This is a genomic window from Phreatobacter sp. (assembly GCF_051860605.1).
Taxonomy (GTDB): Bacteria; Pseudomonadota; Alphaproteobacteria; order Rhizobiales; family Phreatobacteraceae; genus Phreatobacter.
On sequence record NZ_JBHYDR010000003.1, the window covers coordinates 319,931 to 342,019 of the forward strand.

Consider the following 22,089-nt stretch of genomic DNA (forward strand, 5'->3'; position numbering starts at 1 on the left):
CGGCGGGCCAAACGGCACAGCTGCGCTCAGTCGAACGCCGGTGCCGTTCACTCCCCTCCTCATCCTGAGGTGCGAGCCCGGAACGGGCGAGCCTCGAAGGACGCATTATCCGACGTGCAGACCACCCCTCCCCCGGCGCCGTGACAAGAACCCGTGCACCTGAAGGACACGCCGATGCCCGTGCCGACCCACATTTTCGATCCGCCCTTCAACATCGTGCGCGTCAGCCATGTCGTGCTGGAAGTGACCGATCTTGCCGCCAGCCGTGCCTTCTACGAGACGGTCGTCGGCCTCAGGGTGACCGATGCCGACGCAGGGACGGTCTATCTGCGCGGCGTGGAGGAGCGGCAGCACCATTCGCTGGTGCTGCGCAAGGCGGACGGCCCCGCCTGCCGGCGCATCGGGTTCCGCCTCGGCCACGAGGCCGATCTCGACGCGGCGGCAGCCTTCTTCGCCCAGCGGGGGCTACCGCACGCCTTCGTCGAGGTGCCGTTCCAGGGCCGCACGCTCCACGCCAGCGACCCTTTCGGACTGCCGCTGGAACTGGTGGCAGGCATGGAGCGGCGACCGTCCAGCCTGCAGCGCTACGCCGACTATCAGGGCGTCAGGCCGCAGCGGCTCGACCACGTCAATGTCTTCGCTCCGGAGGTGCAGGCCAGCCTCGACTTCTACGCCGCGCTCGGCTTCCGCCTCACCGAATATGCCGAGGAGGACGGGCCGGACGGGCGCATCGCGGCCGGCTGGATGCATCGCAAGGGCAATGTCCATGACCTCGCCTTCACCAACGGCCGGGGGCCGCGCCTGCACCATCTGTGCTACTGGACGCCCACCGCGCTCGACATCATCCACCTGTGCGATGTGATGGCGACGTCGGGCTACCTGCCGAACATGGAACGCGGGCCCGGCCGCCACGGCATTTCCAACGCCTTTTTCCTCTATATCCGCGATCCCGACGGGCATCGCATCGAGCTCTACACATCCGACTACCAGACCATGGACCCCGACCACGAGCCGCTGCGATGGTCGCTGCGCGACCCGCGCCGGCAAACGCTGTGGGGAGCTCCGGCGCCGAAGACCTGGTTCGAGGAGGGCTCGCTGTTTGCCGGACAGGACCTGCGTGATCCGGCCTTCGTGGCCGATGTCATCGTTGCGAGTTGAGGGATGGACGGCGTGAACGACCGCCCCACCCAGCCCGCCGTCACGCGCGTGCGCCTGCGCGATTTCTCGCGCTCGCTGCCGATGGCGCTGCTGCGCGCCCGCGAGGCCGTGATGCGCCACTTTCGCGCGGCCCTGCGCGAGCACGACCTGACAGAGCAGCAATGGCGCGTGCTGCGCGCGCTGTCCTCGGTCGGCGAGATCGAGATCGCCGACCTCGCCCGCTCCACCTTCCTGCTCGGGCCCAGCCTGTCGCGCATTCTGCGGGACCTGGAGGCGCGCGCCCTGATCCGACGTCGGACGGATGCAAGCGACCAGCGCCGCAGCCTGATCGCCATCGCGCCAGGCGGCATGGCCCTGATGGAGATCGTCGCGCCGCAGTCCGAAGCGATCTATGCAGACATCACCGCGCGCTTCGGCGCAGACAGGCTCGCGCAGCTGCAGGACATGCTGCGCGACCTGGAACGCGAGATGGCCGACCTCGCTCCGGGCGCGGCGGCAGACGAGGGAGGCAGCCGATGACGCGGCGCATGACCGGCGGCGAGGCGATCGTCGCGGGACTTCTGGCCAACGGGGTCGATACCGTGTTCGGCCTGCCGGGCGCACAGATGTACCCGCTGTTCGACGCGCTGGCGCAGAATGCCGACCGCATCCGCACGATCGGCGCGCGCCACGAGCAGGCCTGCGGCTACATGGCCTTCGGCTATGGCCGCTCGACGGGCCGCACCGGCGTCTATTCGGTGGTGCCGGGGCCCGGCCTCCTGAACACCACGGCGGCGCTGGCCACCGGCTGGGGCTGCAACACGCCGATGGTCTGCCTGACCGGCCAGATCCCCTCCCCCTTCATCGGCCGGCGCCGCGGCCACCTGCACGAGATTGCCGACCAGCTCGGCACGCTGCGTTCGCTGGTCAAATGGGCCGAACGGATCGAACGGCCGGCCGATGCGCCCGCCCTCGTCGCAGAGGCTTTCCGGCAGGCTCAGTCCGGCAGGCCGGGTCCCGTGGCACTTGAAATGGCGTGGGATGTCATGGCCTCGGCCGAGGACGTGCCGGTGGCACAGGCCGGCACGACCGATCCCGGCCCCGAGCCCGACCGGATGGCGGTCTCCCATGCAGCCAACCTGATCCGCGCAGCGAAACTGCCGATCATCATGACCGGATCGGGAGCCCAGCACGCCAGCGCCGGAATCGCCCGCCTTTCCGAACTGACGGGCGCGCCGGTTGCGGCCTTCCGCGGCGGGCGCGGTGTCACCGACGAGGCCGGTCCCTGGGGCCTGTCCTCCTACGCGGCGTTCCGGCTCTACCGCGACTGCGACCTGGTGATCGCCATCGGCACGCGGCTGGAAATGCCGACCATGCGCTGGGCCAACATGATGGAGGTGATGACCGGGCTCGATGGCGGGCGAAAGCTCATCCGAATCGACATCGACCCGGAGGAGATGACCCGGCTTGCGGCGGATGCCGGCATCGTCGCCGACAGCGCCGAGGGGGTTGCCGCCCTGATCGCGGCGCTCGACGGCCACCGGGCGCCCGACAACCGCGCGGCCATCGAGGCGGCTCGCAGGGAGGCTGCCGACGCGATCCGCGTCGTCCAGCCGGAAATGGACCATCTCGATGCCATCCGCGCCGTGTTGCCGGCCGACGGCCTGCTGGTGGAAGAGCTCTGCCAGGCCGGCTTTGCCAGCTATTTCGGCTATCCGGTCCACCAGCCGCGAACCTATGTCTCGACAGGTTTCCAGGGCACGCTCGGCTATGGGTTCCAGACCGCGCTCGGCGTCAAGGCGGCCCATCCCGAACGCGACGTGGTGTCGATCACCGGCGACGGCGGCTTCCTGTTCGGCGTGCAGGAACTGGCAACCGCCGTGCAATACCGCCTCGGGCTTGTCACCGTGGTGTTCAACAACCACGCCTATGGCAATGTCCGCCGCGACCAGGAGACCCGCTACGGCAATCGGCTGATCGGCGCCGACCTGCACAATCCGGACTTTCCGGCGCTCGCCCGCTCCTTCGGCCTAGAGGGAACAACGGTGACCTCGGCCGCCGAGCTGCGTCCGGCGCTGGCACGGGCGCTGGCTGCGGCACGCGCCACCAGCCTTCCGTCCCTGATCGAGGTTAAGGTGGCCCGAGGCTCGGAAGCCTCGCCCTGGCCGTTCATTCATCCGGTCAAGGCCTATTGACGTGGAACGGCAGGTTGTCGGTCGGCGGGGTGGACAGCCCGGCCCACCGACGCCACTCTCCCCGCCCAGCAGGGAGGTGGCATGGACGCGCTCTTCATCGGACAGACCTATATCGACGTGACGCTGCTCGCCGACGAGATGCCGTCAGGCGACGACAAGGCGGTGGCCAGGGACTATGCGGTGTCCTTCGGGGGCAATGCGGTGACGGCCGCCTTCGCCTGCGGCAAGCTCGGCATCGTGCCGGATCTGATCGCATCGCTCGCCAATGACTGGCTCGGGCGCATGTTCTCCGATATGGCGGCGCGCTACGGGCTGATGCTGCATCCCCGCCCGGTGCGGCGCTCCTCGCTGTCCTTCGTCATCCCGAACCATGGCAAGCGTGCCATCCTGCGGGCCCGGGACGACAATTACCTGCACCCCTATCCGAACCTGAACCTCGACGGCTGCCGGGCGCTGCACCTCGACGGGCACCAGGCCGATGCCGCGATCGCCTATGCGAAGGCCTGCCGTGAAAAGGGCATCATGACCTCCATCGACGGAGGCGGTCTGCGCGCGAACACCCACGACCTGCTCGGCTTCATCGATGTGGCGGTGGTGGCCGAGCGGCTGTGCGAGCAGATGAAGCTGACGCCCGCCGAAATGCTCGACTACCTCAAGGGCCGCGGCTGCCGGATCGGCGCGGTTACCCTCGGCGAGCGTGGCACCGTCTGGATGGACGAGGCCGGCGAGAAACGCCATCTGGCGGCCCTGCCGGTGCCGGCCGAACGCATTGTCGATACCAGCGGCGCGGGCGACATTTTCCATGGCGCCTACGTCTATTCGTACATGGCCCACCCGGACTGGAACTGGGAGCAGCATTTCCGCTTCTCCCGCGCCGCATCGGCCCATTCCATCCAGCACCTGGGCAACGAGGCGAGCCTGCCGACGCTGAAGGACATCGAGGCGACCCGCGCCGCCTTCGAGCGCGACTGACGCCTCAAACGACGATGCCCGGCACGAGGCCGGGCATCGGGAAGGCCAGTCCGACGCGAATCAGCGGCAGACGAGGACACCGGCGCGCCGCACGCAGACGCGCCGGCGACGGCGGGGACGGACCACGACCGGCCGACGCGGGCGGCCGGGACGGCGCACGACCACACCCGGGCGGCGGCGCTGCATCTCGACAGCATCGTCGATCAGCGGCTCGAAGGAGGGCGTCAGCGGTGCGGCGGCTGCGGAACCGGCGGACGTGACAGGCGCGGCACTGGCCGCCGAGGCGACGACAGGCACGGCGGCAATGCCGGCCAGAACGGTGAAGAAGGATCGGCGGTTCATGTGACTCTCCTGTATGTCGCCCCCCGCGCGAAACTCGGCGCCGGGGCGTGAACCTCACATGAATGCTTCGTCTCCTGCGCTATTCTGCCGCGATTGCAATCGGACCCGCTGGCGCCGGCAGGGCCACGGGCGCCTCCTCGACCGGACGGGCTTCGGCCTTCGGGCGGCGGACGCGGAACCAGACCGCATAGAGCGCCGGCAGGAACAGCAGCGTCAGCACGGTGGCCACCGTCAGGCCGCCGCCGATGGTGATCGCCATGGGCCCCCAGAACAGCGAGCGCGACAGCGGAACCATGGCGAGGATCGCCGCGGCCGCGGTGAGCACCACTGGCCGTGAACGGCGCACGGTCGCCTCGATGATGGCCTCGTAGAGCGAATAGCCGGAGGCCACCTCCTCGTCGATCTGCTGCACCAGGATCACCGTGTTGCGCATGATCATGCCCGCCAGCGCGATGAGGCCGAGCAGGGCGACAAAGCCGAAGGGGGCGGCGAACAGGTTGAGGGCGAAGGAGACGCCGATCAGGCCGAGCGGCGCTGTGAGGAAGACCAGGATCAGCCGGGAGAACGACTGGAGCTGGACCATCAGGACGATGAGCATGCCGAGCAGCATGATCGGGAACAGCACGAAGATGGAGGCATTGGCCTTGGCCGATTCCTCCACCGCCCCGCCCTGCTCAATGCGCATGCCGGGCGGCAGGCTGGCGATGAGATCCTTCAGCGCGTCCTGCACCTGCGCGCTGACCACGGGCGGCTGGACCCCGTCCACCACGTCCGCGCGTACGGTCATGGTCAGATCGCGGTTGCGCCGCCACAGGATCGGGTCCTCGTGGACGTGCTCGATGCGCGCCACCTGCGACAGCGGCACGGGGACGCCGCCGCGGGCGATGATGGTGAGGTCGCCGATGCGTCCGAGATCGACCCGCTCTGCGGGAACCGCCCGGGCCACGATGTCGACCCGTTCGGTGCGCTCGCGCACGCTGGTGACGGTGATGCCAGAGAGCAGGGTCTGCAATGTCTGCGCGACGTCCTGCACGTTGAGGCCGAGGGCGCGGGCGCGGTCCTGGTCCACAACCAGCCGCACGGAGGGCGACTGCTCGCTCCAGTCGAGATGCGGGTCGCGGGCGCTCGGATTGGCGCGCATGATCTCGCGCACCTTGACGGCCGTCTCCCGCACCATGTGCGGCTCCGTTCCGATCACGCGGAACTGCACGGGGAAGCCGACCGGCGGGCCGAAGTTGAAGCGGTCGATGCGCACGCGGGCCTCCGAGAGCGCGCCGGCCGCCACTTCCGCCTCCAGCCTTGCCTTGAGGCGCTCGCGTCCGGGAAGGTCCTTGGCGATGATGACGATCTCGGCGAAGGACTCATCGGGAAGCTGCGGATTGAGGCCGAGCCAGAAGCGCGGCGAGCCCTGGCCGATATAGGTGGTGAAGGTCCGCACATCGGCATCGCCGGCGAGCATCTGCTCGGCGCGCTTCGCCGTCTCCTGGGAGGCGGTGATAGCCGTGCCCTGCGGCAGGCGCATCTGGAAGAACAGCTCGGTGCGTTCCGAGACCGGGAAGAACTGCTGCTGGACCTGGCCGAAGGCGACGATGGAGGTGCCGAACAGCACGACGGTCGACGCCACCACGAAGAACTTGTGGTCGACACAGAACCGCACCACCCGCCTGAGCCCGTTATAGACCGGCGTCTCGTAGATGGCATGCGGGTTGGAATGGTCGGGCTGCGGCGGCACGGGCAGGCCGCGCTTCAGCGCCTTCGCCACCCTGCGAGCGTGCTTGCGCTCCTCGATCTTGCGGAAATCGGGCAGGAACTTCACGCCGAGATAGGGCGTGAAGATCACCGCCACGAACCACGACACGACCAGCGCGATGCCGACCACCCAGAAGATCGAGCCGGTATATTCGCCGACCCCGGAATTGGCGAGGCCGACGGGCAAGAAGCCGATGGCGGTGACCAGCGTTCCTGTGAGCATGGGAAAGGCCGTGGAGGTCCAGGCATAGGCCGCCGCCGACAGGCGGTCCCAGCCCTGCTCCATCTTCACCACCATCATCTCCACGGCGATGATGGCGTCGTCCACCAGCAGGCCGAGCGCAATGATGAGCGCGCCGAGCGAGATGCGGTGCAGGTCGATGCCCAGCGCATACATCGCGACGAAGACCAGGGCGAGCACCAGCGGCACGGACAGCGCCACGATGATGCCGGTGCGCCAGCCCAGCGAGATGAAGGAGACGACGAGCACGATGGCCAGCGCCTCCAGGAACACCTTGATGAACTCGGAAACGGCCTTCTCGACCACATAGGGCTGGTCGGCGATACGGCCGAGCTCGATGCCGGCCGGCAGTTCCGCGGCGAAGGCGTCGCGCGCGCGATCGAGGTCCTGGCCGAGCTGGGTGATATTGCCGCCCTTCTGCATGACGACGCCGACGAGCAGGGCATTCTGGCCCTCCTGCCGGATCAGATAGGTGGGCGGATCGACATAGCCGCGGGAGACGGTGGCGATGTCGCCGAGCCGGAAGATGCGGCCATTGGCCTCCACGGGGGTTGCAGCGACCGCCGCCACGCCGTCGAGCGCGCCGGTGACGCGCAGCGGCACCCGGTTGGCGCCGGTGTCGATGGTGCCGGCGGGGACGACCGCATTCTGCTTCTGCAGGCTGTCGAAGATGGCCGATGCCGGGACGCCGAGGGTGGCCAGCTTGGCATGGCTGAACTCGACATAAATGCGCTCGTCCTGGGCGCCGTAGAGGTTCACCTTGGTGACATTGGGCAGGCGCAGCAACTGGCTGCGGAACTCTTCCGCATAGCGCTTCATGTCGGCATAGCCGGCGCCCTGGCTGGTCAGCGTGAACAGCACGGCATCGACATCGCCATATTCGTCATTGACGTTCGGCCCGATCAGGCCAGCGGGCAGTTCGGCGCGGATGTCGCCCAGCTTCTTGCGCAACTGGTAGAACAGCTGCGGCACGTCGCGGGCCGGCGTCGCGTCCCGGAACTGCACCTGCATGGCGGTGAATCCGGGCTTGGTATAAGTCTGCACGCGCTCGAACCAGGGCAGTTCCTGCAGCTTCTTCTCGATCCGGTCGGCGACCTGGTCCTGCATCTCGCGAGCGGTGGCGCCCGGCCAGACGGCAGTGATGATCGCGACCTTGATGGTGAAGGAGGGGTCCTCCGCCCGGCCAAGGCGCATGTAGGAGACCGCGCCGGCAACCAGCACGGCAAGGATCATGAACAGGACCAGCGTCTGGTGCGTCACCGCCCAGTGCGACCAGTTGTTGCGGGTCAGGCTCGGGTCATGGCTGTCGTGAGCGGCGGACATGGGGCCTCTCCGCGGGCGTGTTGACGGGACTGTCCAGAGGCGCCATCGGGGCACCGCCGCATGTTGGGCTATGCGTTCGGGGGCATTGCCGCCGCGCGCGTCAGCCGCGGGTCTCGACGATGCGGACGCGCTGGCTTGCATCGAGCTTGTGGACACCGAAGGCGACCACGCGGTCCCCCTCGGCAATGCCCTCGGCAAGCAGGACCTCGCGACCTTCGTAGCCGGCGACCTTGACCGGCTTCAGCGCAAGCTGGCCGGTGGCCGCGTCGACCACGAAGACGGAGGGGCCGCGCCCGTCGGAATAGAGCGCGGAGATGGGGAGGCGAGCCACGCGGGCGGACGCGGGCTCGCCGACCGTGACGGTCGCCGTCATACCTATGACGACGCCGTCATCGGCGTCCTGGATCGTGAAACGGGCCTGGAAGGTGCGGGTCGCCGTGTCCGCCGAAGCGGCGAACTCGCGCAGGGCGGCCTTGTAGGTGCGGCCGGCATTTGACCAGAGCGAAACCGTGGCCGTGCCGGTGCGCACGCGCTCGATCATCGCCTCGGGGACCGCGACCACCGCCTCCCGCTCGCCGGAACGGGCAAGGCGCACCACCGGCGTGCCGGCGGCGACCACCTGGCCGGGCTCGGCCATGGTGGCGGTGACCAGCCCGTCGGTATCGGCGACGAGGGTGGCATAGCCGAGCTGGTTGGCGGCGAGGTCGAGGGTGCGGCGGGCGCGGTCGAGCCGGCCGCGCGCTTCCGCCGTGCGGGCGAGCTGCTGGTCGAGGGTTGCCTGCGTCGCCCAGCCGTTGCGGCGCAGTTCCTGGGTGCGGTGGTCCTGGGCCTCGGACGTGGCAAGGTTCACCTCCGCCGCCGCCAGTTCAGCCTGGGCCTGGGCCTGCTGGAGAGCGAGATCGGCATTGTCGAGCCTGGCCAGCGGCTGGCCCTGCCGGACGCGCTCGCCCTGCTGGACCAGGCGCTCGGCCACCTTGCCGCCGACCCGGAAGCCGAGATCGCTCTCGATCCGCGGACGCACGGTGCCGACGAAGGTGCGCTCGCCATTGAGTGGCTGGAACCTGACGGTCTCGACGACCACGGCCCGCGCAGGTGCCTCGGCAGGCGTCTGCGTGCGGGCGTTGCTATCGTTGCAGGCGGCAAGGCCGATGCCCATCAGCGGCACGGCGAGCAAGGGGAGAAGGCGGGACGGCAGCACGCGGGAAACCATGGCAGGTCCTCAGATCTTCAGGGCACGGATGGCGAACTGGGTCAGGCGACGGGTCTGCTCGTCGAGATCGAAGAGCTGGGCGCATTGCTCGATCAGCGAGGGATGAAAGACGGTGGCGTGGCACTGCTTGAACGACCAGGCGGCCTCGACCGGATCGCGCACGACGAACTCGCCGGCGACCATGCCGTCGCGGATCACCTCGGCGAAAAGCCCGACCATGGTTTCCAGGTGACGCTGGATGACGTGCCAGTTCTCGGCGATGGCGGCCTCGACCATGTCGTGCAGCCGCTTCTCGTCGAACATCTGGCTCTTGTTGAAGGCGTGGACGGCCATGGTCATGCGCGCCAGCCGCTCGGAGGCCGCCACGTCCTTCTCGGCGGCAATATCGCGCAGCGCGGCGTGGCACTGATCGAGCAGCCGACGTGCGACCTCCTCGCAGATCGCCGACTTGGAGGGGAAGAACCGGTACACATTGGCCGGGCTCATGCCGAGCGTGGACGCGATGTCAGCGATCGCCGTCTTGCCATAGCCGATACGCCGGAAGTGTTCGTCAGCGACCTCGAGGATGCGCTCGCGGGTTTCGTCCGGCGTCAGGCGGGGCCTCAGGCTCATGGCGAATGCGTGACCTCTGTTTCTTGAGAACTGATGATTTCTGATTTTCATCAGTCGTCATTCAAAAGTCAAGAGGCATTGCGCCCGGATCGGCTGACGGCCGCCGCCCCGATGATCGAGAAAGTTCACAACCTGTTGATGGCGCATAACGAAAAGCCCGTCCGGATGAACCGGACGGGCCAGTCTGCATGAAGCGGACCTGAGTGGCCGGGGGGGCGAATAAACTCAGCCCGCCATCATGAGCTCAGGAAAAACGGGGTCAGGACGGCCAGCGGGTGCTGAACCAGCTGTCGATCTCGGTCTTCGCCTGGTCCTTGGCGTAGCCGTAGCGCTCCTGGAGCTTGCCTTCGAGCTGGTCGCGCTTGCCGTCGATCACGTCGAGATCGTCGTCAGTGAGCTTGCCCCACTGCTCCTTGATATTGCCCTTGATCTGCTTCCAGTTGCCTTGAACACGGTCCCAGTTCATCGGAGCCTCCGTTGTGGTTGAAGATGACTCATCAACCCGCGGAACCCCCGGTCGGTTCCCGCGCCGGACCTACGCTTTCGCCGAGCCTGCGCTTTCGCCGGGTCCCTCGCCCGAGCGGTCAGCGGCCGCCGGAGCGCAGGCGGCCGACAATGCCGGTGGGGAAGAAATAGACGCTCAGCACGAAGAGCACGCCAAGGAACAGCAGCCAGCGGTCCGGGTGCAGGAGTTTGGGCAGGAGCGGAATGCCCTCGGTGGCGGAGGCCCCCACCGCCATCAGGCGCTGGAGATAGTTCTGCGCGACGATGAACAGCGTCGCGCCCACCACCGCGCCGTAAAGCGTGCCCATGCCGCCAATGACGACCATGAGCAGGATGTCGAGCATGATGGCGAAGGAGAGCGTCGCCTCCGGCCCGGTATAGCGCAGCCAGATGGCGTAGAGCGCGCCGGCGAGCACCGCCATGGCCGCCGCGATGCAATTGGCCATCGTGCGGTAATAGACGACGCGGTAGCCGAGCGCCTCGGCGCGCATGTCGTTCTCGCGGATCGCCTGCAGCACGCGGCCAAAGGGCGAATTGACGATGCGCAGCATGGTCAGGAACAACACCAGCGCGGCGACGAAGACGAGGTAATAGGCCAGGATGCGGCCGTTGACGACGGTGCCGAACAGCGGCTGCTCCAGCAGACGGTAGCCGGGCCGCAGCACCGGCGGGACGGAGAAAGTGCGGCCATCCTCGCCGCCCGTGAACTCGGAGAACTGCGTGGCGAGCAGCAGGAAGGCGGAGGCGACCGCCAGCGTGATCATGGCGAAGAAGATCGCGCGCACGCGCAGCGACAGGAGCCCGATGAGCATTGCCAGCGCGATCCCAAGGATCAGCGCGGCCAGAATACCAAGTCCGATGACGCCCCAGCTGGCCCCGAATGTGTAGAGCGCGAGCCCCACGCCATAGCCGCCGATGCCGAAGAACATGGTGTGGGCGAAAGAGACGATGCCGGTATAGCCGAGCAGCAGGTCGTAGCTCGCCACCAGCACGATGAAGATGCAGATCTTGGCCGCCGTGTTGATGGCCGCCGCGCCCGGAAACAGGAACGGCGCCAAGGTGAGCCCGATCAGAACGGCGACGAGCACGCCGGTGAGAATTCGGCTGCGCGGGAAATCGCCGGACAGGAGGGTGCTCAGCATGGGTCCGTCCTCACCGTTTCGCGACCGGATAGAGGCCCTGCGGCCGCCACATCAGGATCGCGACCATAAGCAGGATGTTGGAGGCGAGCGCGATCTTCGGGAACAGGAAGGCTGTGTAATTGGCCATCAGCGCCACCAGCACCGCCCCGAGGAAGCAGCCGCCGACCGAGCCGAGCCCGCCGATGATGATGACGATGAAGACCAGCACCATCATCTCCCCGCCGATGGCAGCGGTCAGCGTCTCGCGGTAGAGCGCCCACAGGACGCCGCCAAGCCCGGCCAGTGCAGAGCCCGCCACGAACACCCCGACAAACAGGCGCCGGATACGGTAGCCGAGCGCCTCGACCATCTCGGCATTCTCCACGCCGGCGCGGATCAGGAGGCCGATCTTCGTGCGGTTCAGCACCAGCATCATGGTGGCAAAGACCGCGAGCCCGACCACCACGGCCAGGATGCGGTAGCGCTCGATGGCGAAATCGCCGATCACCACCGCCCCGCGCAGCGCGGCCGGCAGCGCCATGGCCTTCTGGTCGCCGCCCCAGATGACGTGGATGAGCTGCTCGGCGACGATCAGGCCGCCCATGGTGATGAGAATCTGCTTCAGGTGCTGGCCATAGACCGGCTTGACGATGATCCGCTCGAAGGCCCAGCCGAGCAGGCCCGTTCCGACCATGGCGACAGCGGCGGCAAGACCGAGCGCCATCAGGTTCCAGGTCAGTGAATCGGCCTGAACCCAGCCGGAGAGCAGGCCGAGCACCGACAGGGCCATGTAGGCCCCGACGGCGATGAACGCGCCGTGGCCGAAATTGAGCACGTCCATCAGGCCGAAGATCAGCGTGAGGCCGGAAGCGATGACGAAGATCATCATGCCCATGGCGAGCGCCGCGACCGTCAGCGTCACCCAGGTGACCGGGTTTCCGATCAGCGGCAGGGCGATGGCCGCCAGTACGATCGGCAGGAGGATCGGCAGATAGTCCGATTTCACCGTGGGCAGGGTCTCGGCCTGGGTGGAGGTCGTTGCCGTGGTCATGACCGCCGTTTCTCCTCTCGCGCGCCGCGACACGCACCGCCAGACCATGAACCCGCGGTCATCCCCGGCCGAGCGAAGCGAGGGGAAGGGGATCCAGGGAACCCGGCCAGATAACCGAACAGCACCCGGCCATCGTTTGCTGGCCCCCCTTCCCTCGCCCTGCGGGCTCGCCGGGTTTGACGGGCTGAAGCATCCCTGGTCATCGCGCCGCCCTCACTGATGCGCGTCCAGCGACAGGCCGAGCAGGCGCTGCTGCAGGGTCTCGTCGCGGGCAAGGTCGGCCATGGCGCCGCGGTGGACGATGCGGCCGTCATCCATCACCGCCACATGGTCGCCGAGGCTGGCGGCGAAGCGGAAGTTCTGCTCGACCAGCAGGATGGTCGTCTCGCGCTTGAGCTCGGCAAAGGCCTGGATCATCGCCTCGATGATGGCCGGCGCGATGCCCTTGGTCGGCTCGTCGATGAGAATGAGCCGGCGCGGCTCGGCGATGGCGCGGGCGATCGCCAGCATCTGCTTCTGGCCGCCGGAAAGGACGCCGGCCGGCAGCTGCCAGAATTTCTTGAGCGCGGGAAACAGGCCGAAGATCCAGTCGAGCCGGGCGGCATCGGGCGGGCCGTTGCGGGCCGCCAGGGTCATGTTCTCGGCCACCGTCAGGTCGGCGAAGACCGCCATGGTCTCGGGCACATAGGCAATGCCGGAGAGAGCGATGTCCGGCGTCGGCATGCCGCCGATGGGCCGGCCGTCGAACGTGATCGTGCCCCGCGAGGGCTTCCACAGGCCCATGATCGTGCGCAGCGTCGTGGTCTTGCCGGCGCCGTTGCGCCCCAGCAGCACGGTCATGCCCTCCTTCGGCAGATCGAGGTCGACGCCCTGAAGGATGTGGTACTGGCCGATATGGGTATGGACGCCCTCAAGGCTCATGAGCGGCTCAGACATGGGCCGCCTCCGCCTTCGGCGCCTGGCCGAGATAGGCCTCCTGCACGACCGGCGAGGCGATGACCGCCGCCGGCTCGCCGTCGGCGACGAGCTGGCCGTTGTGCAGCACCACGATGCGGTCGGCGAGCGAGCGCACCACGTCCATCTTGTGCTCGACCAGGAGGATCGTCTTGTCGCCGCGCGCCTTCAGCCGGTTGATCAGGTCGAGGATGATCGGCACCTCGTCGACCGACATGCCCGCGGTCGGCTCGTCGAACATGAACACGCGGGGCTCCAGCGCCATCATGATGGCGACCTCCAGCTTGCGCTTGTCGCCATGCGGCAGGGCGGCCGCCACGGTGTCGCGCACGCCGTCGAGATTGACCTCGGCAAGATAGTGGTCGGCCTTGTCGATCCAGTCGCGATGGCGCGACCAGAGCGAGAACAGGCTGGCCGCCGCGCGCCCGCGCGCCTGCACGGCCAAACGCACGTTCTCCGCCACGGTGAGATTGGGGAACAGGTTGGTGATCTGGAAGGCACGGCCGATGCCGCGCTGGGCCCGGCCCGCGGCGCCGAGGCCGGACACGTCCTCGCCGTCCAGCAGCGTGATGCCGGCACTGGCCGTGAGCTGTCCCGACATCAGGTTGAAATAGGTGGTCTTGCCGGCCCCGTTCGGCCCGACGATGGCGGTCAGCGTGCCGGCATGGAAGGCGCAGGAGACGCTGTCCACCGCGACATGGCCGCCGAAGCGGATGGTCAGGTCACGCGTTTCGAGGACGGGTGGCATGGGTGACATCCGGCAAATGCGTCCTTCGAGGCTCGCTTCGCTCGCACCTCAGGATGAGGAAGGTTGAAACCGGCATGGCTGTCGGTCGAAGCCTGGACGGTTCGCCACACGGACGCGGGTGCAGATCACCCCCTCACCTCATCCTGAGGTGCGAGCGAAGCGAGCCTCGAAGGACGCACATCGCGTCGTGCCATGCAGCAGGCCAGCGCTAGCGGCCGGGAGAACCCGGCCGCTCCGGAGCGCCCGACCGTCAGTTCGTGCGCCGGTTGTTGGTGATCGGCAGCGGCATCTCGGCGGCCGGAATGGTGCGCACCAGTTCCAGCATGTCGTTGTCGCGGCCATTCGGGCGGATACGGAAGTGATACATTTCCTGCAGCGCCTGGTGGTCCTCCGGCCGGAAGGTCATGGGGCCTTTCGGGGTCTGGAAGGTCATGCCCTCCATGGCGGTGATCAGCCGTTCGGTATCGGTCGAGCCGGCCTTTTCCAGCGCCGCCACCACGGCGGCAGCCGCCGCGAAACCGCCCGCCACGAAGAAGTCCGGCGGCGCGTTATGGCGCTTCTGATACTCGGCCTTCAGCCAGTCGTTCAGCGCGTTCCGCGGGAAGTCGTAGTAGTAGTAAATGCCGCCCTCGGTGCCGGCGAAGGCCTTCCAGGCGTTCATGGCCGGCAGGATGTTGCCGCCGGGGGCGAGTGAAATGTTGAACCGCTCGGGGCGCATGTCAACGAACTTCGCCATCGGGTGGGCGCCGGCCCAGATGAAGCCGATGATGCGCTTGCCGGGCCGGTCGCGCAGGGCCGCGAACAGACGCTCGGCGAAGGGCGTGAAATCGGCCGTGTTGCCGGCGGCATATTCCTCCGCGACGATCCGGGCGCGCGGACGGATGGCGGCGAGCGCTGCCTTGTAGGCAGCGACGCCGTCGCGGCCGAAGGCGGTGTCCAGGCCCATCATGCCGATGGAGACATCCTCGTTCTCGGGGATGGAGGCGGCGGCGGCCAGCGCATCCTGGTAGGACGAGCGGCCAGTGCGGAAGACATAGCGGTTCCAGCGCGCGCCGGTGATGCTGTCGGCCACGGCCGGCTCGACGATGAGGATCTTCTTCGCCTCCTCCGCGACAGGAAGCATGGCGAGCGCGACCGGCGAGCCGGTGGTGCCGACCGCCAGCGCTGCGCCGTCGTCGTTGTAGCATTCCTCCAGCAGCGCCTTGCCGCGGTCGGGACGCAGTTGGTCATCCTTGACGATGACCTGGATGCGCATGTTGCCGACCGTATTGGTGCCGCGGGTGAGATATTCGAGGCCCATCATGAAGCCGACCTCGGTCTGCTTCGCATAGGCCTCCAGCGGGCCCGTGCGGCCGGCGATCAGGCAGATCTTCACGTCGCGCACCTGCGCCACGGCCTCGCCGGCATAGGACGAGACGGCAAGCGCCAGCGTGGCGGCGGCCATCGCAAGCTTTGTCCTCAGCATGGGATCCTCCCTGATCCAGAACATGAAACTGACACTTGAGTCATGTTTCATGTGACGCTAGCGTTATGCCAGAAACGCGTCAAGCGGGAAGCAGGCCCGAAGCCCTCCGGCGACAGGCCGATGACGGAAACGCCGACGGGAACGCTCATGTCCCAGCCTCATCCGGCAGGTCCCCTGCCGGCACCGAAGACCCAGCGCGGCGAGCGGACACGCCAGCGCATTCTCGACGCCGCCGAGCGCGAGATCGGCGCACGCGGTTTCGCCGAGGCCTCGATCGCCACCATCACGGCCGAGGCCGATGTCGCGCAGGGCACGTTCTATCTCTACTTCCGCTCCAAGGAGGAGGTGCTGCGCGAGCTGGTCCTGCGCATGGGCCGGCGGCTGCGCCATCACCTCACCCGCGCGATCGTGGGGGCGCCGGACCGGCTGGCGGCCGAGCGCCTGGGCATCCACGCCTTCCTTGAATTCGTGCGCGCCAACCCGAACCTCTACCGGGTGGTGGCGGAATCCCAGTTCGTCGATCCCGCCATCCACCGCTCCTATTACGAGGAGTTTGCCGCCGGCTATCGCGACCTGCTGGAGGACGCCGCCGCCCGCGGCGAGATCGCGGCCGGCGATGCCGAGGTGCGCGCCTGGGCCCTGATGGGGGTCACCGACATGGTGGGCCGGCGCTTCTCGCTCTACGACACATCCGAGACCCTCGACCGTGCGGTGGAGGCCGCCTTCGACCTCGTCGCCCATGGCATTGCACCGCGTCGGGAGCCTCCCGGCCATGGCTGAGCCGCTGGTCCTCACCGCCATCGCCGCCCGCACGCCTTCGGGTTCCGCCCTTTTCGAGGCTGCGGCGACCGGGCGCCTCCGCTTGCCCGCGAGGGCTGCATGAGGACCGTGCCCGACCTCTGCTGCCGCCGCGCGCAGCTTTCGCCCGACACCGTCTGTTTCGAGGAGATCGTCACCGGGCGCAGCGTCACCTATGGCCAGATGGACGATGCGGCGGGCCGTGGCGCCGCCTTCCTGGCCGCCCAGGGGCTCGCCGAGGGCGACCGGTTCGCGGTGCTGTGCCACAACAACGCGACCTTCTTCGAGCTGCTGTTCGCCGCTGCCCGCGCGCGCCTCGTCATGGTGCCGCTGAACTGGCGGCTGACCCCGGCCGAACTGACGCCGATCCTCGCCGACTGTTCAGCCAGGTTGCTCATCGCGGACGAGGCCTGCGCGGACCTCGCCGCCGACCTCGCCGGGGTCGTGCCGATCCTCTCCCTTGCCGGCTACGAGGCCGGGCGAACTGCAACGCCCCCCGCCGTTGCGGCGCCGGAGCCCTGGGAGACCGACCGGCCCTGGTATCTGCTCTACACATCCGGGACGACGGGAAAACCCAAGGCGGTGATCCAGACGGCCGGCATGGCGCTGGCCAATTACGTCAACATCCGGCAGGCGACCGGGCTGACCGCCGGCGACGACACGCTCAATTTCCTGCCGCTGTTCCACACTGCCGGCATCAACCTGCATGCCCTGCCGGTATTCATGGCCGGGGGCGTCTCGCGGATCATCCCGAAGTTCGAACCGGACACGGTCATCGACCTGATCGCCAGGGGGCGCCTGTCGCTGTTCTTCGGCGTGCCGGCGATCTATCAGGCGATCAGCCTCCATCCGGCCTTCGCCAGCACGGACTTCTCGCGCGTGCGCCACTGGGGTTGCGGCGGCGCGCCGATCTCCGAACCGCTTCTGCGTTCCTTCATGGAACGCGGTGTCACGGTCTGCAACGGCATGGGCATGACCGAGACCGGCCCCACCGTCTTCCTGATGGAGGCGGAGCGCGCTGCCGAGAAGATCGGTTCGGTCGGCCGGCCGCAGATCCTTGCCGAGGTGCGGCTCGTCGATCTCAACGATCGCGACGTCGCGCAGGGCGAGAGCGGGGAAATGCTGTTCCGCGGCCCCGGGATCACGCCCGGCTATTTCAACAATCCGGACGCGACGGCGCGGGCTTTCGCGCCCGGCGGATGGCTGCGCTCCGGCGATGTCGGCCGGCAGGACGGCGACGGCTATTACTACGTCGTCGACCGCATCAAGGACATGTACATCTCCGGCGGCGAGAACGTCTATCCGGCCGAGGTGGAGATCGCGCTCCATGCCCACCCGGCCGTGCTGGAGGCTGCCGTTCTCGGCGTTCCCGATGAGAAATGGGGCGAAGTCGGCCACGCCGTGGTGCTACTGAGGCCCGGAGCCAGCGCCGAACCCGAGGAAATCCGCGCCCATGCGCGGGCCCGTCTCGCCGCCTACAAGGTGCCGCGGCACGTCACCATCGTGACCGACTTTCCGCGCACGGCGGCCGGCAAGATCCAGAAGCACGTCCTGCGCGGCCTCGTCTCCGGGAGGGGCGCATGATCGCGGCTCCGGGGCTGCCGGACGATGCGTCGTTTGCCCGGCAGCCGGGAGGGAAGCTGTTCGGCCGGGACGGCGGCACACCGGCCAGTGATCGCGCGCCCGTCCTTGTGCAGGACCTGGCCGCGGCGGCGAAAGCCTGACATGGCAACCGCCCCCGGCCTCACCGATATCGGCACCGGGCGGCCGCTGGTGTTCCTGCACGGCTGGTCGGTCGATCGCAGCTTCTTCGACGGCCAGCGACCGCTTGCGCTGGAGGGATTTCGCGTCATCGCGCCTGACCTGCCCGGCCATGACGGGGCACCGATCGGACAGGAGCCTGCCACGATTGCCGGCCTCGCCGATGCGACCGCAGACCTGCTCGCGCGCACGGGCAACGAGAAGGTGGTTCTGGTCGGCTGGTCGATGGGGGCGACCGTCGCCCTCGATCTGATCGCCCGGCATGGTGCCGGCCGTGTCGCGGGCCTTGCCATCGTCGATATGACGCCGAAGGTGCCGAACGCGCCGGACTGGTCCTTCGGCCTTGCCAACGGGCAGACGCTCGTGGAGGCCCTCGCGGCCGCCGAGCGCATGGGAACGGCCTGGGAGCGCTATGCGCCGCGCATCGCCGAGGCCATGTTCGCACCCGACCGCCCCTGCGGAGCCCTGCTCGCGGCGCGCGCGAGCGAGAAGATCGCCCGCCGGCAGGGGACCATCATGGCCGCGCTCTGGCGGTCCCTGGTCGAGGCGGACCATCGCGAGACGGTCCGCACCCTGCCGGTGCCCGTCCTCGCCATTGCCGGCGCGGAGAGCCGGCTCTACCGGCCGGAGGTCGCGCGCTGGATCGCCGCGCACGCGCCCGCGGGGCGGGCGACCGTGGTCCAGGGCGCCGGCCACGCGCCGCATGTCGAACGCCCCGATGCCTTCAACGCGCTGGTCGCAGGCTTCGCGCGCGACCTTGCGACGCCCTGAGCCGCGCAGGCAGCGGGTAGCCATCAGCCCCTGCCTTTGCCATTCTCCCGGCTTCAATCCGGCACGACAGAACAGCCGGTCATCACAATGGGAGGAACGGGCATGACCCCTTGGATCAATCGATTGAACCGTCGCGCCTTGCTTGGCGCAGCCGCCGCCACCCTCGCGGCCCCGGCGGTCAGGGCACAGACCGGGCCGATGCGCTTCGTCTTTCCCTTCGCGGCCGGTGGCGCGGGCGATGCCCTGACCCGCATCGTCGCCGACGAGATCGCCAAGGCGCTGAACGAGACGACCTTCGTGGAAGCCCGTCCGGGGGCCGGCGGCCAGATCGGCACGCAGGCGGTGATCAACGCGCCGGCCGACGGGCGCACCTTCCTGCTGACCCCGGTGGCGCCGATCATCATCCACCCCATCGTCTTCCCGCAGCTGCCCTACAATCCCTTCACCGATCTGGCGCCGATCAGCCTGGTCACCACCTTCGACTTTGCACTCGCGATCCATCCGGACACGCCGGCAAAGACGCTTGCGGAACTGATCACCTGGCTGAAGCAGGACCCACGCCGAGCCACCTACGGGTCTCCGGGGGTTGGCAACCTGCCGCATTTCTTCGGCGCGCTCATGGGTGCGACCATCGGGGTGCCCATGCAGCACGCGCCCTATCGCGGCTCGGCGCCGGCCCTGACCGATCTCGTCGGCGGCCAGGTGCCGATGGTCATGACCACGACCTCCGACGTCACCGAGCTTGCAAAGGCAGGCCGCATCCGGGTGCTGGCCGTCTCGGGACGCGAGCGCTCGCCGTTCCTGCCCGACGTGCCGACCTTCACGGAGGCGGGCGTGCCGATTGCCGGCGGGGCCTGGTATGCGCTCTACACGCGGGCCGGAGCACCGGCCGAGGGCATCGGCAAGGTCAGCCAGGCGGTGATGGCGGCGATGCGCAATGACAGCGTGAAGGAGCGCATCCTGCGCCTGTCCATGGTGCCGAAGGGCTCGACGCCGGCCGAGCTGGCGGCGATCCAGAAGGCCGATCACGAGGCCTGGACGCCGGCCGTCCGTGCGTCAGGCTTCAAGCCGTCCTAGGCTGCGAACCTGCCCCGCCCTTACCCTCCCCGCGCCTTCGCGCGGAGAGGGGGCTTCGGCGTCGCGCACCATTGCGACGGTGGAGCCAGGCCCGGCGGAACGGCATGGGCAGTTCTTCATCGTCCCCCTCTCGGCGCGAAGGCGCGGGGAGAGTAAGGGTGGGGCCTTTTCGAGGGCCTAACAGGAAGCCAGCACGGAACCGCTCCCCATGCCGCATGCCGACAAGAACATCCTCTTCATCATGTGCGACCAGCTCCGGTTCGACTATCTGAGCTGCTATGGGCATCCGCGGCTGAAGACACCGAATATCGACGCGCTGGCCGCCCGCGGCGTGCGCTTCACCCGCGCCTATGTGCAGTCGCCGGTCTGCGGGCCCTCGCGCATGAGCTTCTATACCGGCCGCTACATGCGCTCGCATGGCTCGCACTGGAACAATTTCCCCCTGCGGATCGGCGAGCCGACGCTCGGCCGGCACCTGAAGGACCTCGGCGTCCGCAACGTGCTGGTCGGCAAGACGCACATGACGGCCGACGACGAGGGCATGGAGCGGCTCGGCATCCCGAAGGGCTCGGTCATCGGGGTCGAGGCGGCGCAGTGCGGCTTCGAGCCCTATGAGCGGGACGACGGGCTGCACCCCTCGCGTCCCGGCGCGCCGCGCCCGGCCTATGACACCTATCTGGAGGAGCACGGCTTCCCGGCGCGCAATCCGTGGGAGGACCGGGCCAATTCCGGCATCGACCCGGACGGGAACAAGCAGAACGGCTGGCTGCTGGCCCATTCCGACAAGGAGGCCAATGTCCCGGAGGAACATTCCGAGACGCCCTACATGACCCGCCGGGCCATGGACTTCATGCGCGAGGCAAAGGACGACGGCCGGCCCTGGTGCCTGCACCTGTCCTATATCAAGCCGCACTGGCCCTATATCGCGCCGGCGCCCTATCACGACATGTTCGGCGCGGACGATGTGCAGCCGGCCATTCGCTCGGATGGCGAGCGGCAGAACCCGCATCCCGTGTTCGGCGCCTTCATGGATCTGCGCGTCTCGCGCAACTTCGCGCGCGAGGATGTCCGGCGCACGGTGATCCCGGCCTATATGGGCCTGATCCGGCAGATCGACGATCAGCTCGGCGTGCTGTTCCGCTTCCTCGACGACGAGGGCCTGACCGACAAGACCATGATCGTCTTCACCTCCGACCATGGCGACTATCTCGGCGACCACTGGCTGGGGGAGAAGGACCTCTTTCACGAGGTGTCGGTGAAGGTTCCGCTGATCGTCGTCGACCCGTCGAAGGAGGCCGACGGCACACGCGGCACGGTCTGCGACCGGCTGGTCGAGGCCATCGACCTCGCCCCGACCTTCATCGACTTCTTCGGCGGCACGCCGCCACGCCACATCGTCGAGGGCCGATCGCTCAAGCCGCTGCTGCGCGGCGAGCCGGTGGCCGGCTGGCGGCAGGTGGCGGTGTCGGAATACGACTATTCCATGCTCGACGTGCGCCGCACGCTCGGCCGAAAGCCGAACGAATGCCGGCTGTTCATGGTGTTCGACGGCCGGTTCAAATATGTCCACGCGCCCGGCTTCCGGCCCATGCTCTGGGACCTTGAGACCGACCCGAACGAATATCGCGATCTCGGCGACGACCCCGACCACGCGGAGGTGCGCGCGCGCATGAAGGAGCATCTCCTGGCCTGGGCGCTCACCGACCACAACCGCATCACCATGAGCGATGACCAGATCGAGACCTATGGTCCGGCGCGACAGCTGCGTGGCGGAATCCTGATCGGCTACTGGGACGAGAAGGAACTGGCCGAGGCGCGCAAGGCCTACGGGCTGGAATGAGGTGAGGACAAACGAACGGCCCGCGGCGGGCGCCGCGGGCCGTCGTTGCGGAGGCGGCCTGGAGGAGCTTGGGGACGGCCGCCCCCTTTCTGTCCGCGGGCCGGCCTCTGCGGGCCGTGCGACGCTGCGGACGAATCGGTCCGGACCCGTTCGCGGTCCGGATCAGGGCGGCTGTCCCATCGGGGAACGCGCGCCGTCCTTGGACAGGTGCCTCGCAA

At 68.3% G+C, this 22,089-nt stretch carries 21 protein-coding genes; 11 read left to right on the top strand and 10 right to left on the bottom strand.

Annotated features, from left to right (window positions below; all coding sequences use genetic code 11):
* Positions 1 to 174: 174 nt before the first annotated feature.
* From hpaD to ACTIFS_RS07055, 4 genes are all read left to right on the top strand, one after another.
* Positions 175 to 1,158 carry a 3,4-dihydroxyphenylacetate 2,3-dioxygenase gene (hpaD, locus tag ACTIFS_RS07040; RefSeq protein WP_439573348.1) on the top strand — a complete coding sequence of 328 codons (984 nt, stop codon included), beginning with the start codon at positions 175 to 177 and terminating at the stop codon, positions 1,156 to 1,158.
* 81 nt (positions 1,159 to 1,239) lie between these two features.
* Complete coding sequence (hpaR, locus tag ACTIFS_RS07045; protein ID WP_439573525.1) at positions 1,240 to 1,677, top strand: homoprotocatechuate degradation operon regulator HpaR; 438 nt, start codon at positions 1,240 to 1,242, stop codon at positions 1,675 to 1,677.
* Positions 1,674 to 3,332, top strand: a complete 1,659-nt coding sequence (locus ACTIFS_RS07050) for a thiamine pyrophosphate-dependent enzyme (RefSeq protein ID WP_439573349.1) — start codon at positions 1,674 to 1,676, stop codon at positions 3,330 to 3,332. The genes hpaR and ACTIFS_RS07050 overlap by 4 nt, the downstream gene beginning before the upstream one ends.
* 81 nt (positions 3,333 to 3,413) lie before the next feature.
* Positions 3,414 to 4,304 (top strand): sugar kinase, encoded by an 891-nt coding sequence (locus ACTIFS_RS07055; RefSeq protein ID WP_439573350.1) that lies wholly within the window; start codon positions 3,414 to 3,416, stop codon positions 4,302 to 4,304.
* Positions 4,305 to 4,364: 60 nt separating this feature from the next.
* Here the strand turns inward: ACTIFS_RS07055 and ACTIFS_RS07060 are convergent, their stop codons facing one another.
* The 4 genes from ACTIFS_RS07060 to ACTIFS_RS07075 form a co-directional block, all read right to left on the bottom strand.
* Positions 4,365 to 4,646 carry a hypothetical protein gene (locus ACTIFS_RS07060; protein WP_439573351.1) on the bottom strand — a complete coding sequence of 94 codons (282 nt, stop codon included), beginning with the start codon at positions 4,644 to 4,646 and terminating at the stop codon, positions 4,365 to 4,367.
* A gap of 79 nt (positions 4,647 to 4,725) precedes the next feature.
* The gene (locus ACTIFS_RS07065) at positions 4,726 to 7,926 is read right to left on the bottom strand and encodes an efflux RND transporter permease subunit (RefSeq protein WP_439573526.1); all 3,201 of its coding nucleotides are present in this window, start codon (positions 7,924 to 7,926) and stop codon (positions 4,726 to 4,728) included.
* 133 nt (positions 7,927 to 8,059) lie between these two features.
* Positions 8,060 to 9,169, bottom strand: a complete 1,110-nt coding sequence (locus ACTIFS_RS07070) for an efflux RND transporter periplasmic adaptor subunit (protein ID WP_439573352.1) — start codon at positions 9,167 to 9,169, stop codon at positions 8,060 to 8,062.
* Positions 9,170 to 9,178: 9 nt separating this feature from the next.
* Positions 9,179 to 9,781, bottom strand: a complete 603-nt coding sequence (locus ACTIFS_RS07075) for a TetR/AcrR family transcriptional regulator (protein ID WP_439573353.1) — start codon at positions 9,779 to 9,781, stop codon at positions 9,179 to 9,181.
* Positions 9,782 to 9,814: 33 nt separating this feature from the next.
* Between ACTIFS_RS07075 and ACTIFS_RS07080 the strand changes: the two genes are divergently transcribed.
* Positions 9,815 to 9,973 carry a hypothetical protein gene (locus ACTIFS_RS07080; RefSeq protein WP_439573354.1) on the top strand — a complete coding sequence of 53 codons (159 nt, stop codon included), beginning with the start codon at positions 9,815 to 9,817 and terminating at the stop codon, positions 9,971 to 9,973.
* A 67-nt stretch (positions 9,974 to 10,040) separates the two neighbouring features.
* Here ACTIFS_RS07080 and ACTIFS_RS07085 read toward each other — a convergent pair whose 3' ends face one another.
* The 6 genes from ACTIFS_RS07085 to ACTIFS_RS07110 all read right to left on the bottom strand — a co-directional run bounded on the left by ACTIFS_RS07085 (position 10,041) and on the right by ACTIFS_RS07110 (position 15,621).
* Positions 10,041 to 10,247, bottom strand: coding sequence for a CsbD family protein (locus ACTIFS_RS07085; RefSeq protein ID WP_439573355.1), 207 nt, complete (start codon positions 10,245 to 10,247; stop codon positions 10,041 to 10,043).
* 118 nt (positions 10,248 to 10,365) lie between these two features.
* Positions 10,366 to 11,427, bottom strand: a complete 1,062-nt coding sequence (locus ACTIFS_RS07090; protein WP_439573356.1) for a branched-chain amino acid ABC transporter permease — start codon at positions 11,425 to 11,427, stop codon at positions 10,366 to 10,368.
* 10 nt (positions 11,428 to 11,437) lie between these two features.
* Positions 11,438 to 12,457, bottom strand: coding sequence for a branched-chain amino acid ABC transporter permease (locus tag ACTIFS_RS07095; RefSeq protein WP_439573357.1), 1,020 nt, complete (start codon positions 12,455 to 12,457; stop codon positions 11,438 to 11,440).
* A gap of 213 nt (positions 12,458 to 12,670) precedes the next feature.
* The gene (locus ACTIFS_RS07100; protein ID WP_439573358.1) at positions 12,671 to 13,393 is read right to left on the bottom strand and encodes an ABC transporter ATP-binding protein; all 723 of its coding nucleotides are present in this window, start codon (positions 13,391 to 13,393) and stop codon (positions 12,671 to 12,673) included.
* A complete protein-coding gene (locus ACTIFS_RS07105; protein ID WP_439573359.1) occupies positions 13,386 to 14,159 on the bottom strand; it encodes an ABC transporter ATP-binding protein in 774 nt (257 codons plus the stop codon). Before ACTIFS_RS07105 ends, ACTIFS_RS07100 begins: the two co-directional genes overlap by 8 nt.
* 250 nt (positions 14,160 to 14,409) lie before the next feature.
* A complete protein-coding gene (locus ACTIFS_RS07110) occupies positions 14,410 to 15,621 on the bottom strand; it encodes a substrate-binding domain-containing protein (RefSeq protein WP_439573527.1) in 1,212 nt (403 codons plus the stop codon).
* Positions 15,622 to 15,771: 150 nt separating this feature from the next.
* Here ACTIFS_RS07110 and ACTIFS_RS07115 point away from each other — a divergent pair, with 150 nt between their 5' ends.
* From ACTIFS_RS07115 to ACTIFS_RS07140, 6 genes are all read left to right on the top strand, one after another.
* Positions 15,772 to 16,404 (top strand): TetR/AcrR family transcriptional regulator, encoded by a 633-nt coding sequence (locus ACTIFS_RS07115; protein WP_439573360.1) that lies wholly within the window; start codon positions 15,772 to 15,774, stop codon positions 16,402 to 16,404.
* A 99-nt stretch (positions 16,405 to 16,503) separates the two neighbouring features.
* Positions 16,504 to 18,006, top strand: a complete 1,503-nt coding sequence (locus tag ACTIFS_RS07120) for an acyl-CoA synthetase (protein ID WP_439573361.1) — start codon at positions 16,504 to 16,506, stop codon at positions 18,004 to 18,006.
* Positions 18,003 to 18,146, top strand: a complete 144-nt coding sequence (locus ACTIFS_RS07125; protein ID WP_439573362.1) for a hypothetical protein — start codon at positions 18,003 to 18,005, stop codon at positions 18,144 to 18,146. Before ACTIFS_RS07120 ends, ACTIFS_RS07125 begins: the two co-directional genes overlap by 4 nt.
* Position 18,147: 1 nt before the next feature.
* The gene (locus ACTIFS_RS07130) at positions 18,148 to 18,954 is read left to right on the top strand and encodes an alpha/beta fold hydrolase (RefSeq protein ID WP_439573363.1); all 807 of its coding nucleotides are present in this window, start codon (positions 18,148 to 18,150) and stop codon (positions 18,952 to 18,954) included.
* A 102-nt stretch (positions 18,955 to 19,056) separates the two neighbouring features.
* On the top strand, positions 19,057 to 20,031 hold the full coding sequence (locus tag ACTIFS_RS07135; protein ID WP_439573364.1) for a tripartite tricarboxylate transporter substrate-binding protein: 975 nt from the start codon (positions 19,057 to 19,059) through the stop codon (positions 20,029 to 20,031).
* Positions 20,032 to 20,239: 208 nt separating this feature from the next.
* Entirely contained in the window at positions 20,240 to 21,871 is a 1,632-nt protein-coding gene (locus tag ACTIFS_RS07140; protein ID WP_439573365.1) for an alkaline phosphatase family protein, read from the top strand.
* Positions 21,872 to 22,089 lie beyond the last annotated feature (218 nt).